The organism is Stenotrophomonas sp. Steno-C15, from assembly GCF_056393265.1.
In genome coordinates this window covers 1-14,506 of the sequence record NZ_JBWJPF010000028.1, presented here as the reverse complement: position 1 = coordinate 14,506, position 14,506 = coordinate 1, and the positions used below count along the sequence as shown (strand labels likewise).

Here is a 14,506-nt window from a genome sequence, read left to right as displayed (position 1 = left end):
ACCGGCGTGTTACGCGAAGCTGTCCGTGGCGCGCACCAGCGCGTCGACATTCTCCGCTTCGAACGCGGAGTGGCCCGATGCCGGGGTGATTTCCAGCTTCGCCTTCGGCCACACCTTGGTCAGGTCCCAGGCATTGGCGAGCGGGCACACCACGTCGTAGCGGCCATGCACGATCACGCCCGGGATGTCGGCGATGCGGTGCGCGTCGCGCAGCAGCTGGTCTTCCACCTCGAAGAAGCCACCATTGACGAAGTAGTGGTTCTCGATACGGGCAAAGGCCAGCGCGAAATGCGGGTCTTCGTGGCTGTTGATGAAGTCGTCATCCACATGCAGGAAGCTGGTCGCACCCTCCCACACGGCCCAGGCCTTGGCTGCTTCCAGGCGGGTCGCCTCGTCTTCACTGGTCAGGCGACGGTGGAACGCCGAGATCAGGTCATGGCGTTCAACCACCGGAATGGGCTTCAGATAGTGCTCCCATGCATCGGGGAACAGGCGGTTGGCGCCTTCCTGGTAGAACCACTCCAGCTCCCAGCGGCGGAGCATGAAGATGCCGCGCAGAACCAGTTCGGTGACGCGCTGCGGATGGGTTTCGGCGTAGGCCAGCGCCAGGGTTGACCCCCAGCTGCCTCCGAACACCTGCCAGCGGTCGACGTTCAGATGTTCGCGCAGCCGCTCGATATCGGCCACCAGGTCCCAGGTGGTGTTGTCCACCAGATCCGCATGCGGCGTGGAGCGGCCGGCACCGCGCTGGTCGAACAGGATGATGCGGTACTTCGCCGGGTCATGGAACTGGCGCATCTTGTCGCTGCAACCGCCCCCCGGACCGCCGTGCAGCATCACCACCGGCTTGCCATCCGGATTGCCGCACTGCTCGAAGTACAGCGTGTGGCGGTCGTCGACCTTCAGGGTGCCGACGTCATAGGGGGTGATGGCGGGGTACAGCGTACGCATGCTTGCAGCTCCAGGGTGATGCCCTGCCGGGGCAGGAGAACCCCCATTCTAGGCCGGTCGCCGGCCGAGGGTGACCCGATCACGCTGCTCAAGGTCCTGCTGGGTCTGCACGTCGGCGAAACCGGCCGCATCGAACAGCGTGCGGATCGCCGCGCCCTGGTCCCAGCCGTGCTCGATCAGCAGCCAGCCCGCCGGCTGCAGGTGTTCGGGCGCGCCTGCAACGATGCGGCGGATATCGTCCAGTCCGTCGATGCCGGACGCCAGCGCGCTGGCCGGCTCGAACCTCAGGTCGCCCTGCTGCAGATGCGGATCTTCGCTGGCGATGTAGGGCGGATTGCTGGCAATCAGTGCAAAGCGCGCGCCCTGCAGCGGTGCGTACCAGTCCTGTCCACCTTCAGCGAAACGCACGTTGCGCAGTTCATGGTGGGCGGCATTGCGCGCAGCCATGGCCAGTGCACCGGGGCTGGCATCGGTGGCCAGCACCTGTGCCAGCGGCCGCTCGCTGGCCAGGGCCAGGGCGATCGCACCACTGCCGGTGCCGAGGTCGGCCACGGACAGCGGGCGGTCCGATGGCAGGCGTTCCAGCGCCAGCTCCACCAGCAGTTCGGTTTCCGGACGCGGGATGAGGGTCGCCGCATCGACCCGCAGATCAAGCGTCCAGAACCCGCGCCGGCCGGTCAGGTAGGCCACCGGCTCACCGGCGGCGCGACGCGCCAGCAGCGCCTCGAAGGCAGCCTGCGCCGTTGCCGGCAGCGGATCGGTCGCATGGGCGAACAGCCAGCTGCGTGGACGCTCCAGCACATGCAGCAGCAGCAGCTCGGCTTCGTGGCGGGCGTCGATGCCGCCCAGGCGGGCGCTGGCGTCGGCCACCACCTGGCGCAGGGAGGGTTGGGTTGGGGAAGACATTCCGCAATTGTAGAGCCGAGCCCATGCTCGGCTGCTTCTGGAACAGCCGAGCATGGGCTCGGCTCTACAAAAGCTGGAATCCGTTCAGGTTTCGCCCGAGGGCATAAGGAGGGGCTATCAGCCCTCTTCACGCGTCCCTGGCGATTTTCCTTGTCACACAGGCAGTTGCAGGATGAGGGACGCAAGGTTCAGTGCGGGCTCATGGCAATTTGATAGGCTCCATCTATCAAATAGATGCAATCAATGGATTGTTCTTATCGCAACTGAGCCGGTAACCTAGCTCCTGTCGATTCACCCACTCCCTTCACCCAGAGGAAAAATGATGTCCCTCATCAATACCCAGATCCAGCCGTTTGAAGCCAACGCCTACCACAACGGCGAGTTCATCAAGGTTTCCGATGCCAGCCTGAAGGGCCAGTGGTCCGTCCTGATCTTCATGCCGGCTGCATTCACCTTCAACTGCCCGACCGAGATCGAAGACGCCGCCGACCACTACGCCGAGTTCAAGAAGGCTGGCGCTGAGGTCTACATCGTCACCACCGACACGCACTTCTCGCACAAGGTGTGGCACGAAACCTCGCCGGCCGTCGGCAAGGCCCAGTTCCCGCTGGTCGGCGACCCGACCCACCAGCTGACCAACGCCTTCGGCGTGCACATTCCGGAAGAGGGCCTGGCCCTGCGCGGCACCTTCATCATCAATCCGGAAGGCGTGATCAAGACCCTGGAGATCCACTCCAACGAGATCGCCCGCGACGTCTCCGAGACCCTGCGCAAGCTGAAGGCCGCCCAGTTCACCGCCGCCAACCCGAACCAGGTGTGCCCGGCGAAGTGGAAGGAAGGCGAGAAGACCCTGACCCCGTCGCTGGACCTGGTCGGCAAGATCTAACGCAGCACCGGCACGCCGTGGCCCCACGCCACGGCAGGCCCATCTCCATGCCGGCGGCATCGCCGGCGTGGGGGTGAACCCAAGACAGCCATCGCCGGCCCGTCGCGGCCAGCCAGCCCCTTCCACGGTCGCTGTCTTGGGTTCACCCCTACCCCCTGCTGGTCCGCTACCTTCTACAGCGGTGCCACGCCCCCTGTTTGCCTGAATCCAGGAGAAGACCCGATGTTGGACGCCAACCTGCAGTCGCAGCTGAAGACCTATCTGGAGCGCGTGACCCGCCCCATCCAGATCACCGCGCATGCCGACGACGGCGACAAGTCGCGGGAAATGCTGGAACTGCTGCAGACCCTGGAAAGCCTGTCCGACAGCATCTCGCTGCAGGTGCTGCGTGATGGCCAGGGCCGCGTGCCTTCGTTCGACCTGGGCACGCCCGGCCAGGACATCCACCTGACCTTCGCCGGCCTGCCGATGGGCCATGAATTCACCTCGCTGGTGCTGGCGCTGCTGCAGGTGGGTGGTCATCCGTCCAAGGCCACCGCCGAGCTGATCGAGCAGGTGCAGAGCCTGGAAGGCGAGTACCGGTTCGAGACCTATTTCTCCCTGTCCTGCCAGAACTGCCCGGACGTGGTGCAGGCGCTGAACCTGGCCGCGGTGCTCAATCCGCGCATCCAGCACGTGGCCATCGACGGCGCGCTGTTCCAGGAGGAAGTGGAGAAGCGCGAGATCATGTCGGTGCCGACCGTGTATCTCAACGGTGAAGTCTTCGACCAGGGCCGGATGACGCTCGAACAGATCGTCGCCAAGCTGGATACCAACGCCAGCAAGCGCGACGCAGAGAAGATCGCCGCCAAGCAGGCCTTCGACGTGCTGGTGGTGGGCGGCGGCCCGGCTGGCGCGGCCGCAGCGATCTACGCCGCGCGCAAGGGCATCCGCACCGGCATCGCCGCCGAGCGCTTCGGCGGCCAGGTACTGGACACCATGGCCATCGAGAACTTCATCTCGGTCAAGGAGACCGAAGGCCCGAAGCTCGCCACCGCGCTGGAGCAGCATGTGCGCGAGTACGACGTGGACATCATGGATCTGCAGCGCGCCACCGCGCTGGTGCCGGCCGGCGACGATGGGCTGGTACAGGTGCAGCTGGAAAACGGCGCGGTGCTGAAGTCGCGTTCGGTGATCCTGTCCACCGGTGCGCGCTGGCGGCAGATGAATGTGCCGGGCGAAGAGCAGTACCGCAACAAGGGTGTGGCCTACTGCCCGCACTGCGATGGCCCGCTGTTCAAGGGCAAGCGCGTGGCGGTGATCGGTGGTGGCAACTCCGGCGTTGAAGCTGCCATCGATCTGGCCGGCATCGTGTCGCATGTAACCCTGCTGGAATTCGATTCCAGCCTGCGCGCCGATGAGGTGCTGCAGAAGAAGCTTCGCAGCCTCGGCAATGTCACCGTGCTGACCAGCGCCCAGACCACCGAAGTGCTGGGCGATGGCAGCCGGGTCACCGGGCTGGTCTACAAGGACCGCATCGGTGGCGACGCCCACCGCGTGGAGCTGGAAGGCATCTTCGTGCAGATCGGCCTGCTGCCCAACACCGAGTGGCTGAAGGACACCGTGGCGCTGTCGCCGCGCGGCGAGATCGTCATCGACGACCGTGGCCAGACCAGTGTGCCCGGCGTGTTCGCCGCAGGTGATTGCACGACGGTACCCTACAAGCAGATCATCATCGCCATGGGCGCCGGCTCGACCGCCGCACTGAGCGCGTTCGATCATCTGATCCGCTCGTCGGTGAGCAAGAGCAGCGGAGCCGTTGCCGAAGCTGCCTGATCCACTGCTCCCGGGTTGCCGGGAGCATTGTCAGCTGCGGGGTGACCACGCCGCCAGCCGGTCCGTTATCCCTGGGATGTGAGGATGAATCTACGCGATCTGAAGTACCTGGTAGCCCTGGCCGACCACAAGCATTTCGGTCGGGCTGCCGCGTCGTGCTTCGTCAGCCAGCCCACGTTGTCCACCCAGATCCGCAAGCTGGAAGAAGAGCTGGGCCTGCCGCTGGTCGAGCGGGCCCCCCGCAAGGTGATGCTGACCCCGGCCGGCCAGGAAGCCGCTGCACGGGCGCGGGTGATCGTGTCCGAGGTGGAGCAGCTGAAGGAAGCGGCACGGCGCAGCCGCGATCCGGAAGCCGGCACGGTGCGCCTGGGAATCTTCCCGACCCTGGGCCCGTACCTGTTGCCGCATGTGATCCCGCGCATCCGCGAACGTTTCCCGGAACTGGAACTGCTGCTGGTCGAAGAGAAGAGCGATGTGCTGCTGGAGCGCCTGCGCGAAGGCAAGCTCGATGCCGCGCTGCTGGCACTGCCGGTGATCGACGACCAGCTGCACGCCGAGTTCCTGTTCGAGGAGCCGTTCCTGTTGGCCGTTTCCGGTCGCCATCCGCTCGCGCAGCGCGCCCATCTGGATGTGCAGGAACTGGCCACGCAGAAGCTGCTGCTGCTGGAAGACGGCCATTGCCTGCGCGACCAGGCGCTGGAAGTGTGCCGGCTGTTCGGCGCCAACGAGAAATCCGAGTTCCGCGCCACCAGCCTGGAAACATTGCGGCAGATGGTCGCCGCCGATGTCGGCATCACATTGCTGCCAAGCCTGTCGGTGCAGCCCCCCGTCCCGCGCTCGAACAACATCCGCCTGCTCGATTTCATCGGTGAGGGCCGGCCCAGCCGCCGTATTGCGATGGTCTGGCGCCGCAGCTCGGCGATGAACGACTTCCTGATGGAGCTGGCCAGCCAGTTCAAGCGCCTGCCGCATGCGCTGTTCACGCTGGAAGCCGCCAATGGCACGGCCGCCGATCCGGCCAGCCTTTCCGGCCCCGCGCTGAACGGCTGACGGCCCCGCGTCCCCGCCCCCGAGCGGCGGGAGTCGATTCCGGTCGCATTTGTCCCCACAATACAGACAGGCGGCGCCAGCAGGCGCCGCCTTTTGCATGGTTTTCAACCAAGGAGTTTTACATGAACACCGCCAGCGGCCTGCCGCCGTCGATCACTGTCTCAACCTTCGACATGGACCGCCTGGAGGCCATGCTCGAAGCCCCTGCGCTGAGCCAGACGCCTGCCGCGCTCGCGCTTGCCGAAGAACTCAACCGGGCCACCGTGCTGGCGCCGGACCAGATTCCCGAAGGCATCGTCATGATGCATTCCCGCGTGGAGTGCGAAGATGGGGTCTCAGGCGAGAAGCACGTCCTGACCCTGGTCTTCCCCCGCGAAGCCAACGTCGATGAAGGCAAGGTTTCCGTGCTAGCCCCGGTCGGCAGTGCCCTGCTCGGCCTGTCGGTCGGCCAGAGCATCGACTGGACTGCACCCGGCGGTCGCAAGCTGCGCCTGCGCGTGACCGCAGTGCACAACGACCGTCCCTGATCTCCGCTGCGCACTGCGCGCGATCCGATTCCCCGTACCAGGAGCCGTAATGAGTACCTCGTCCAAACTGTCCCAGCTGCGCGAACTGTCCGTGGTCGTTGCCGATACCGGTGACTACGAGGCGATCAAGCGCCTGCAGCCGGTGGACTGCACCACCAACCCGACCCTGGTGAAGAAGGCACTGGACCTGCCGGTCTATGCCGATCTGATCGAGCGCGAACTGGCCTGGGGCCGTCAGCAGAGCGGCGACCGCGAGGCCGTGGTGCATGCGGTGGCCGATCGGCTGACCATCGGCGTCGGCGCGCTGCTCAGCACGCTGGTGCCGGGCCGCGTGTCCACCGAGGTGGATGCTGACCAGGCGTACGACACCGCCGCCACCGTGGCCAAGGCCCGCCAGTTCATCCAGATGTACGCCGATGCCGGCGTACCGCGCGAGAAGATCCTGATCAAGATCGCGGCGACCTGGGAAGGCGTGGAAGCGGCGCGGATCCTGCAGGCCGAGGGCATCGACTGCAACCTGACGTTGATCTTCAACCCGACCCAGGCGCTGGCCTGCAGCGAAGCGGGCGCGTTCCTGATCTCGCCGTTCGTCGGCCGCATCCTTGACTGGTACGTGGCCAACGGCCAGACCCCGGCCAACATCGATGAGGACCCGGGCGTGAAGTTCGTGCGCAGCGTGTATGCGGAGTTCAAGCGCCGAGGTTCGCCGACCGTGGTGATGGGCGCCTCGTTCCGTTCCACCGCACAGATCGAGGCGCTGGCCGGCTGCGACCGCCTGACCATTTCGCCGGATCTGCTGGAGAAGCTCGACGCCGATCACGGCGAGCTGCCGCGCAAGCTGGTGCCCGGTGAGGGTAACGGCGTGGCGGTGACCCCGATCGATGCGGCGACGTTTGCGGCGGATCTGGCGGCCGATCCGATGGCGACCGAGAAGCTGACGACCGGTATCGAGGCGTTCGCCAAGGATCTGGAAGCGCTGCGCGAGCGGATCCGCGCGGCGCTGTAAGGGTTCCAGCCAACGGCTGAGCCCCTCGTGGCGGGGGCTCGGTCGCGAAAGGCATGAAGCAACCGCCGCGCTGGGTCGGGCGGGTCGGGTTCGCGGGAGACGCCGTGAATCCGTCCCTGGAGGCTTGGCCGCGGCATCCATGCCGCGGACACTCCCGCGAACCCGACCCGCCCGCCCTCTGACAGTTTCCTGTGGCTGCCCGCCACGGAAGGAAGAAGGAAGAGCAACAGCCGGTCGCGCGCTTCGCTTGCTCGGAGCGGAGCATGGCTCCGCTCTACAAAAGACACCGCAGGATCAAACAAAAAGGACGCGGCGAAGGCCGCGTCCTTCTTGTTTTCCTTCAGTTCGTCAGTAACCCACGCTCTTGCCCACCGTCACCGGGAAACTGTCGGAGGTGGGGTGGTGTGGGTTGGCAGGACCGTTGGCGCCATGGATGGCGCCATCGAGCCCCCATGGATGGGTTCACGGCGTGTCCTGCCGACCCACACCGCCCCGCCCTACTCACAGCAACCCAGAGCCGCTTTGGCTTTGGCTTTGGCTCTGGCTTTTGCTTCGGCAGTTGCTTTCCGCTTCTGCCCGCCGCAGGCGGACCACCGCGCGTCAGCGCGGCGCCTCCACATCCAGCCCGATCGGGCAGCTCACCCCGGTGCCGCCGATCCCGCAGTAACCGTTCGGGTTCTTCGCCAGGTACTGCTGGTGATAGTCCTCGCCATAGTAGTACTCCGGCGCCGGGAACACGATCTCGGTGGTGATCGGGCCATAGCCGGCCGCGTCCAGCTGCGCCTGGTAGGCCTCGCGGCTGGCCAGCGCAGCGGCGTACTGCGTTTCGTCGGTGGCATGGATCGCCGAACGGTACTGGGTGCCGGTGTCGTTGCCCTGGCGCATGCCCTGGGTCGGGTCGTGGCTTTCCCAGAACAGCTGCAGCAACCGTTCCAGGCTCACCACCTTCGGATCGAACACCACCTGCACCACTTCGGTGTGGCCGGTCAGGCCGGAGCAGACTTCTTCATAGGTGGGATTCGGCGTGACGCCGCCGGCATAGCCGACCGACGTGCTGTACACGCCCGGCTCCGACCAGAATTTGCGCTCGGCTCCCCAGAAGCAGCCAAGCGCGAAACGGATCTGCTGCAGGCCGGCAAAGCGGTCCTTCAGCGGGTGACTGTTCACGAAGTGCTGGTTGCTGTGCAGCGGCAGTGGCTGATCACGCCCTGGCAGCGCCTCTTCCGGGCGCGGCAGGCGCTGCTTGAAGGCGCCGATGCCCAGGATGCCCTGTCCGATTCCCAACATGATGCGCTCCTACGCCGGAAGGCCGGCAATGTCGTCTGCATCGGAAATGGGGGCGTCGGCGGCGTGGCCCAAGTCCAGGCCGGCAACGATGCCTTCAGCCTCGGCCCGCGCGGCGTCGGGGATGCCGACCCTCAGTACACCAAACAGCGGCAGCTCGCCCATGCCCCCCAGCAGCTGCTCGCCGAACACGAAGGCAGGAATGCCGGCATCTTCCAATGCGTGCTTCACCAGGTGGGCGTCGAACAGATTGTCGGCCTTGTACACGATGTGCATGGGGCGGCTCCACGGGAGAGGCCTCCAGCATACGCCCGGGGGCTGAATGCCGCCGCTGCGCTCGCCGGGCATGGCCCGGCGCTACCCCCTTGCGCCCGCTGCACTTGCCGGCCGGGCCCCCTGCGCCCGGTAGCGCGGGCGCAACCCCGGCAGCCCTTCCCCTTACGCGCTAGACTGTTGGTCTTTCTGCCCTTTTTCGCCCAGCCTCATGTCCGAGCACACCCCCGCCAGCCCCGAGACCCCCGCCGACAGCCACGAAAAGCGCGATTTCATCCGCCAGATCGTGCGCGAGGACCTGGCCAGCGGAAAGCACCAGGCGATCAAGACCCGGTTTCCGCCGGAGCCGAACGGCTACCTGCACATCGGCCATGCCAAGTCGATCTGCCTGAACTTCGGCATTGCCGGCGAGTTCAGCGGCGTATGCAACCTGCGCTTCGACGACACCAATCCGGCCAAGGAAGACCCGGAGTACGTGGCCGCCATCCAGGATGATGTCCGTTGGCTGGGGTTCGAGTGGAACGAACTGCGCCACGCCTCCGATTACTTCCAGGCCTACTATCTCGCCGCCGAGAAGCTGATCGAGCAGGGCAAGGCCTATGTGTGTGACCTGTCGGCCGAGGAAGTGCGTGCCTACCGTGGCACCCTGACCGAGCCGGGCCGTCCCTCGCCGTGGCGCGACCGCAGTGTCGAGGAGAACCTCGACCTGTTCCGCCGCATGCGTGCCGGTGAATTCCCGGACGGTGCGCGCACCCTGCGCGCGAAGATCGACATGGCCAGCGGCAACATCAACCTGCGCGATCCGGCGCTGTACCGCATCAAGCATGTCGAGCACCAGAACACGGGCAACGCGTGGCCGATCTACCCGATGTACGACTTCGCGCATGCACTGGGCGATTCGATCGAGGGCATCACCCACTCGCTGTGCACCCTGGAATTCGAGGACCATCGCCCGCTCTACGACTGGTGCGTGGACAACGTCGATTTCGCCCATGACGACGCACTGACCCAGCCGCTGGTCGATGCCGGCCTGCCGCGCGAAGCCGCCAAGCCGCGCCAGATCGAATTCTCGCGCCTGAACATCAACTACACGGTGATGAGCAAGCGCAAGCTGATGGCGCTGGTCACCGAGCAGCTGGTGGACGGCTGGGAGGACCCGCGCATGCCGACCCTGCAGGGACTGCGTCGCCGCGGCTACACCCCGGCGGCAATGCGCCTGTTCGCCGAACGCGTGGGCATCAGCAAGCAGAACTCGCTGATCGACTTCAGCGTGCTGGAAGGCGCGCTGCGCGAAGACCTCGATGGCGCCGCACCGCGCCGCATGGCCGTGGTCGACCCGCTCAAGCTGGTGCTGACCAACCTGCCCGAAGGCCATGAAGAACAGCTCACCTTCACCAACCATCCGAAGGACGAGAGCTTCGGCAGCCGTCAGGTGCCGTTCGCGCGCGAGGTCTGGATCGACCGCGAGGACTTCGCCGAAGTACCGCCGAAGGGCTGGAAGCGCTTGGTGCCGGGCGGCGAAGTGCGCCTGCGTGGTGCCGGCATCATCCGCTGCGATGAGGTGATCAAGGATGCCGACGGCACCATCACCGAGCTGCGCGGCTGGCTGGATCCGGAGTCGCGCCCCGGCATGGAAGGGGCCAACCGCAAGGTCAAGGGCACCATTCACTGGGTCAGCGCCGTGCACGGCGTTCCGGCCGAGATCCGCCTGTACGACCGGCTGTTCTCGGTGCCGAACCCGGACGACGAGTCGGAAGGCAGGACCTACCGCGACTACCTCAATCCGGAATCGCGCCGCACCGTCACCGGCTATGTCGAGCCGGCCGCGGCCAGCGCCGCGCCGGAGCAGTCGTTCCAGTTCGAGCGCACCGGCTACTTCGTTGCCGACCGCCGCGACCACACCGAAGCCAAGCCGGTGTTCAACCGCAGCGTGACGCTGCGCGATACCTGGTCGGCCTGAAGACCTGCGCGGGCGCCGACACGGCGCCCGCACGCCCGCGACGATGATCACCGCCCTGTCCGCCCTGCTCTGGTTCATCTCGCAGCATCCGCTGCTGACCTTCTTTGCAGCAATGGGGCTGGCCGCGCTGGTCTCGTGGTGGCGGCGTTCACCGGTCTACGCCATCGTGGTGTTTCCGCTGGCGATGCTCAACATCTTCCTCGGCAGCTTCCTCAACGCCACTTTCCTCAATGCGGTGGGCGAGCGCGGTGAAGCGGTGATCGTGAAGGCCGAGGAAACCAATTCCACGCTCAACGAACAGTACATCTGGCGCTACGAAGCGGTGTTGCGCACCGCCGAAGGTCGCGACGTGGAGGTGGTGTTCCACACCAACACCGCTTCGCTGTGGCCGCTGGAGAACGCGATCCGCATCCCGGCTCAGGACCAGCCGTTCGTGGTGAAGTACACGCCGGGCTTTCCGCGCAACTTCGTCATCCTCACCACCGAATCACCACACGGCATCGCCCAGGCCCGTGCCAGCGCGCGCGAGCGGGTGGAGGTGGCCGCACGCAAGCTGCACTTCAGCCCGGACAACGCCGATTTCCGCGCGGACTATCGCCGCGAACTGGATACCTGGCTGCGTGATCATGGCAACGATCCGCAGCAGCAATCCGACGCACGGCGATATCGCGCAGAACGCGAAGCACTCGATCACTAGCACCCGGCCCGGCCTGGATGCTCCACCCGATCCATCCACAGGCCTGACATGACCACGACGTCCACCGCCCTCCTCCCGCTGCTGCAGCAGGTCCTGCAGGACGCTGGCATCGCCAGCCGCGTCGACGGCGGCGCGCTGGTGCTGGACAGCGGCCTGCGCCTGACCCCGCATGCGATGGCAGCACACGCGCGCGACAACGGTGGCTGGCAGACCTCCACGGTCATCGAGGCGCAGCACCCCACCCTGTTCGCCGATGGCCTGTTCGAGTACCAGCACGCCAACGGCGCCGATGAGCCGGCCTCGCTGCTGTCCGGCTTCCAGGCCTGGGTGCGGGTGGACCTGGCCACCCTGCAGACCGCAGTGGGCGCCGACGACGCGCAGGGCCTGCCGATGATGGGCCTGACCTATCCAGCAGGTGATGACGGCAAGGAACACGAGCGCACCGTCGTGCTGGGGCCGCTGGCCCACTACCGCGCGCAGGAGGTGGAGGTCGCCACGTGCAGTGAGGACGACCACGGTTCCTGCCCCTGCTGCCTGTTCACCAGGAGCATGGACGCCTTCGATGAGCTGCTGAAAGCGCGCCAGTTCCTTGCCATCCGCCTGTTCGCCTCGCGCGATGCCGAAGGCCTGTGCGAGGCCGATTGTCGGGTCAATGGCCACGACTTCGCCCCTGCCCTGCCATTGCTGCGCGCGTATGCCGCCAGTTGGCCGCAGGCCGGGCTGGAGTTCCGCAAGCAGTACGTGGTGATCCGCACCGGCTCACCCGGCTGACGCGCCTACACCCGGTACAGGCCGGTGCGGCTACACTGCGCGCCGGTTTCCCAAGCAACCGCACTTTTCCCATCCCACACGAGGCACCCCTGCGATGCTGTATGCGCAAGTCCACCTGACCCTTCCCGCCTGGATCCACGACCAGATCGACCTGGATCGTCGATATCCGGGCGATGAGGCCAAGGTCGCGCTGGCCATCGAGCTGTCGCGCCAGAACGTCGAGCACGCCAGCGGCGGTCCGTTCGGCGCCGTGGTGTTCGGTCCGGACGACAAGGTGATCGCCGCCGGCGTGAACCGGGTGATGCCGCATGCCACCTCGTTGGCACATGCCGAGAACATGGCCTACATGCTGGCCCAGCAGCGCCTGCAGACGCCGCGCCTGAATGCCGTGCTGTCGCCGGTCACCCTGGCCACCAGCTCGCAGCCGTGCTGCCAGTGTTACGGCGCTACGGTGTGGGCCGGCATCGACCGCCTGCTGATCGGCGCCAGTGCCGCCGATGTAGAGGAACTGACCCCGTTCGACGAAGGCCCGCTGCCGGCCGACTGGGTGGGCGAGCTCAACAAGCGTGGCATCGAGGTGGTGCAGGGCCTGAACCGCGACGCCGCACGCAGCGTGCTGCGCGCCTATGGGGAAAGCGATGGCGCCCGTTACTGAAACCGGCATCGGCCTGCTGTGCCTGTGCCGGCAGGGCTTCGAGCCGGAGCTGGCCGGCGAACTGCAGTTCCGCGCCGGTGAGGCAGGCTTCGCCGGCTACGCACGTACCCAGCGCAACGACGGCTATGTGTTGTTCATGTGCGACGAAGCGGCCGCGTTGGCACCGCGGTTGCCGTGGCGCGGCCTGATCTTCGCGCGGCAGAAGCTGGTGGTGCTGGCTGAACTGCCGCAGCTGGATCCGGCCGATCGCATCACGCCGATGCTGGAGGTGCTGGCCGATGCGCCACGCTTTGGTGATCTGTGGGTCGAACATCCGGATTCGGATGCCGGCAAGCCACTGTCCGGGCTCGCCCGTGCGTTCGGCAACGCGTTGCGCCCGGCGCTGCGCAAGGCCGGCAAGCTCAGCGACAAGCCCAATGCACGGCTGCCACGCCTGCACGTGGTGTTCGTGGACGGCACCCACGCCTTCATCTGCGTGGCCGACCCCGCCGACAGCGCACCGTGGGCACTGGGCATTCCGCGCCTGAAACTGCTGCCGGAGGCCCCCTCGCGTTCGGCGCTGAAGCTGGACGAAGCCCTGCTGACGCTGCTGGCGCCGGAAGAACGCGAGGCACTGGTGAAACCCGGCATGCGCGCGGCCGATCTGGGGGCGGCACCGGGCGGCTGGACCTGGGTGTTGACCCGCCAGCACATGCAGGTGCTGAGCATCGACAACGGCCCCCTGCGCCAGCACGTACTGGATACCGGCCTGGTCGAGCACCTGCGCGCGGATGGCTTCCATTGGCACCCGGAGCAGCCGCTGGACTGGATGGTGTGCGACATGGTCGAGCAACCGCGTCGCGTTGCCGAACGCATGGCCACCTGGTTCCGCGAAGGCTGGTGCAGGCATGCCATCTTCAATCTGAAACTGCCGATGAAGAAGCGCTGGGACGAGACCCGGCTGTGCCTGGACCTGTTCCAGGAGCAGGCTGGCACGTCGCTGGAAGTGCGTGCCAAGCAGCTCTATCACGACCGCGAAGAGATCACCGTGCTGGCATCGCCGATGCGGTGATGCGCGGCAGGGTCATCGCCCGCACAGGATGCCCCGGGTACGCTTCCGTCAACGCCTGCCAGGAGTCCGTCATGTACCGTCCGCGTTTGCCCGTGCTGCTGGCTGTCCTGCTGGCCACGTCACCCGTGCTGGCGCAGCAGCTGCCGCCCACACCCGCGCAGAGCCAACCGCTGGGTCCGACCGGCGGAGCCATCCGCCAGCAGCCCTTGAATGCCGGACGGGTCACCGGCAGCGTCGATATTCCGATGCCCGCAGGGGAGGCCCAGGTCACGGTGCGCTCGGTTGAACCCAGCAGCGTGACCGGCCAGTACCGCATCCACTTTGCCGCGCTGGATACCGACGGTGATGGCTTCATCAGCCGTGCGGAGGCCCAGGCCAATCCTGCACTGGCCGATGAGTTCACCGCGCTGGACAGCAAGCGCCGCGGCAAGCTGGATCGTGCCGACCTGGCCGGCTGGCTGATTGATTGATCCGGTTCACGGATCCCGCCGGGCATGGCCCGGCGCTACCGGCCTGATGATCCGCCGAACGGCGTCCCGTTGCCGCGCTGGATCGTGCCGACCTGGCCGGCGCGCTGATTGATTGATCCGCTGCGGGTAGCGCCGGGCCATCCCGGCGGGACCGGCCTGATGATCCGCCGGACGGCGTCCCGTTGCCGCGCTGGATCGTGTGGT

Annotated in this window: 15 protein-coding genes; 11 read left to right on the top strand and 4 right to left on the bottom strand. The window is 66.6% G+C overall.

The window, feature by feature from the left end; all coding sequences use genetic code 11:
* Positions 1–9: 9 nt before the first annotated feature.
* Both pip and prmC read right to left on the bottom strand, forming a co-directional pair.
* Complete coding sequence (pip, locus tag AC06FB_RS16725; protein ID WP_065175985.1) at positions 10–951, bottom strand: prolyl aminopeptidase; 942 nt, start codon at positions 949–951, stop codon at positions 10–12.
* A gap of 48 nt (positions 952–999) precedes the next feature.
* Positions 1,000–1,857 carry a peptide chain release factor N(5)-glutamine methyltransferase gene (gene prmC / locus AC06FB_RS16720; RefSeq protein ID WP_065182850.1) on the bottom strand — a complete coding sequence of 286 codons (858 nt, stop codon included), beginning with the start codon at positions 1,855–1,857 and terminating at the stop codon, positions 1,000–1,002.
* A 322-nt stretch (positions 1,858–2,179) separates the two neighbouring features.
* On the opposite strand from prmC, the gene ahpC reads away from it, so the two are divergent.
* The 5 genes from ahpC to AC06FB_RS16695 all read left to right on the top strand — a co-directional run bounded on the left by ahpC (position 2,180) and on the right by AC06FB_RS16695 (position 7,141).
* Entirely contained in the window at positions 2,180–2,743 is a 564-nt protein-coding gene (ahpC, locus tag AC06FB_RS16715) for an alkyl hydroperoxide reductase subunit C (RefSeq protein ID WP_005408159.1), read from the top strand.
* Positions 2,744–2,965: 222 nt separating this feature from the next.
* Complete coding sequence (ahpF, locus tag AC06FB_RS16710; RefSeq protein ID WP_053519116.1) at positions 2,966–4,558, top strand: alkyl hydroperoxide reductase subunit F; 1,593 nt, start codon at positions 2,966–2,968, stop codon at positions 4,556–4,558.
* Between the two features lie 84 nt (positions 4,559–4,642).
* Complete coding sequence (locus tag AC06FB_RS16705; RefSeq protein WP_065175982.1) at positions 4,643–5,608, top strand: LysR substrate-binding domain-containing protein; 966 nt, start codon at positions 4,643–4,645, stop codon at positions 5,606–5,608.
* 122 nt (positions 5,609–5,730) lie between these two features.
* Entirely contained in the window at positions 5,731–6,135 is a 405-nt protein-coding gene (gene rnk, locus AC06FB_RS16700; RefSeq protein WP_053519113.1) for a nucleoside diphosphate kinase regulator, read from the top strand.
* 49 nt (positions 6,136–6,184) lie between these two features.
* Positions 6,185–7,141 carry a transaldolase gene (locus AC06FB_RS16695; RefSeq protein ID WP_065175981.1) on the top strand — a complete coding sequence of 319 codons (957 nt, stop codon included), beginning with the start codon at positions 6,185–6,187 and terminating at the stop codon, positions 7,139–7,141.
* 600 nt (positions 7,142–7,741) lie between these two features.
* Here the strand turns inward: AC06FB_RS16695 and msrA are convergent.
* Both msrA and AC06FB_RS16685 read right to left on the bottom strand, forming a co-directional pair.
* The gene (msrA, locus tag AC06FB_RS16690; RefSeq protein WP_478053917.1) at positions 7,742–8,407 is read right to left on the bottom strand and encodes a peptide-methionine (S)-S-oxide reductase MsrA; all 666 of its coding nucleotides are present in this window, start codon (positions 8,405–8,407) and stop codon (positions 7,742–7,744) included.
* A 30-nt stretch (positions 8,408–8,437) separates the two neighbouring features.
* On the bottom strand, positions 8,438–8,701 hold the full coding sequence (locus AC06FB_RS16685) for a putative signal transducing protein (RefSeq protein ID WP_053519109.1): 264 nt from the start codon (positions 8,699–8,701) through the stop codon (positions 8,438–8,440).
* A 208-nt stretch (positions 8,702–8,909) separates the two neighbouring features.
* Here AC06FB_RS16685 and AC06FB_RS16680 point away from each other — a divergent pair, with 208 nt between their 5' ends.
* From AC06FB_RS16680 to AC06FB_RS16655, 6 genes are all read left to right on the top strand, one after another.
* Complete coding sequence (locus AC06FB_RS16680) at positions 8,910–10,658, top strand: glutamine--tRNA ligase/YqeY domain fusion protein (RefSeq protein WP_478053908.1); 1,749 nt, start codon at positions 8,910–8,912, stop codon at positions 10,656–10,658.
* Positions 10,659–10,701: 43 nt separating this feature from the next.
* Complete coding sequence (locus tag AC06FB_RS16675; RefSeq protein WP_346480689.1) at positions 10,702–11,355, top strand: hypothetical protein; 654 nt, start codon at positions 10,702–10,704, stop codon at positions 11,353–11,355.
* Between the two features lie 48 nt (positions 11,356–11,403).
* Positions 11,404–12,126: a DUF6348 family protein gene (locus AC06FB_RS16670; protein WP_478053907.1), complete on the top strand. Its 723-nt coding sequence runs from the start codon at positions 11,404–11,406 to the stop codon at positions 12,124–12,126.
* A 94-nt stretch (positions 12,127–12,220) separates the two neighbouring features.
* Complete coding sequence (locus AC06FB_RS16665; protein WP_065176235.1) at positions 12,221–12,781, top strand: nucleoside deaminase; 561 nt, start codon at positions 12,221–12,223, stop codon at positions 12,779–12,781.
* Positions 12,765–13,832, top strand: coding sequence for a 23S rRNA (cytidine(2498)-2'-O)-methyltransferase RlmM (rlmM, locus tag AC06FB_RS16660; protein WP_065176234.1), 1,068 nt, complete (start codon positions 12,765–12,767; stop codon positions 13,830–13,832). The genes AC06FB_RS16665 and rlmM overlap by 17 nt, the downstream gene beginning before the upstream one ends.
* 71 nt (positions 13,833–13,903) lie before the next feature.
* Complete coding sequence (locus tag AC06FB_RS16655) at positions 13,904–14,302, top strand: EF-hand domain-containing protein (RefSeq protein ID WP_053519666.1); 399 nt, start codon at positions 13,904–13,906, stop codon at positions 14,300–14,302.
* Positions 14,303–14,506: the final 204 nt, after the last annotated feature.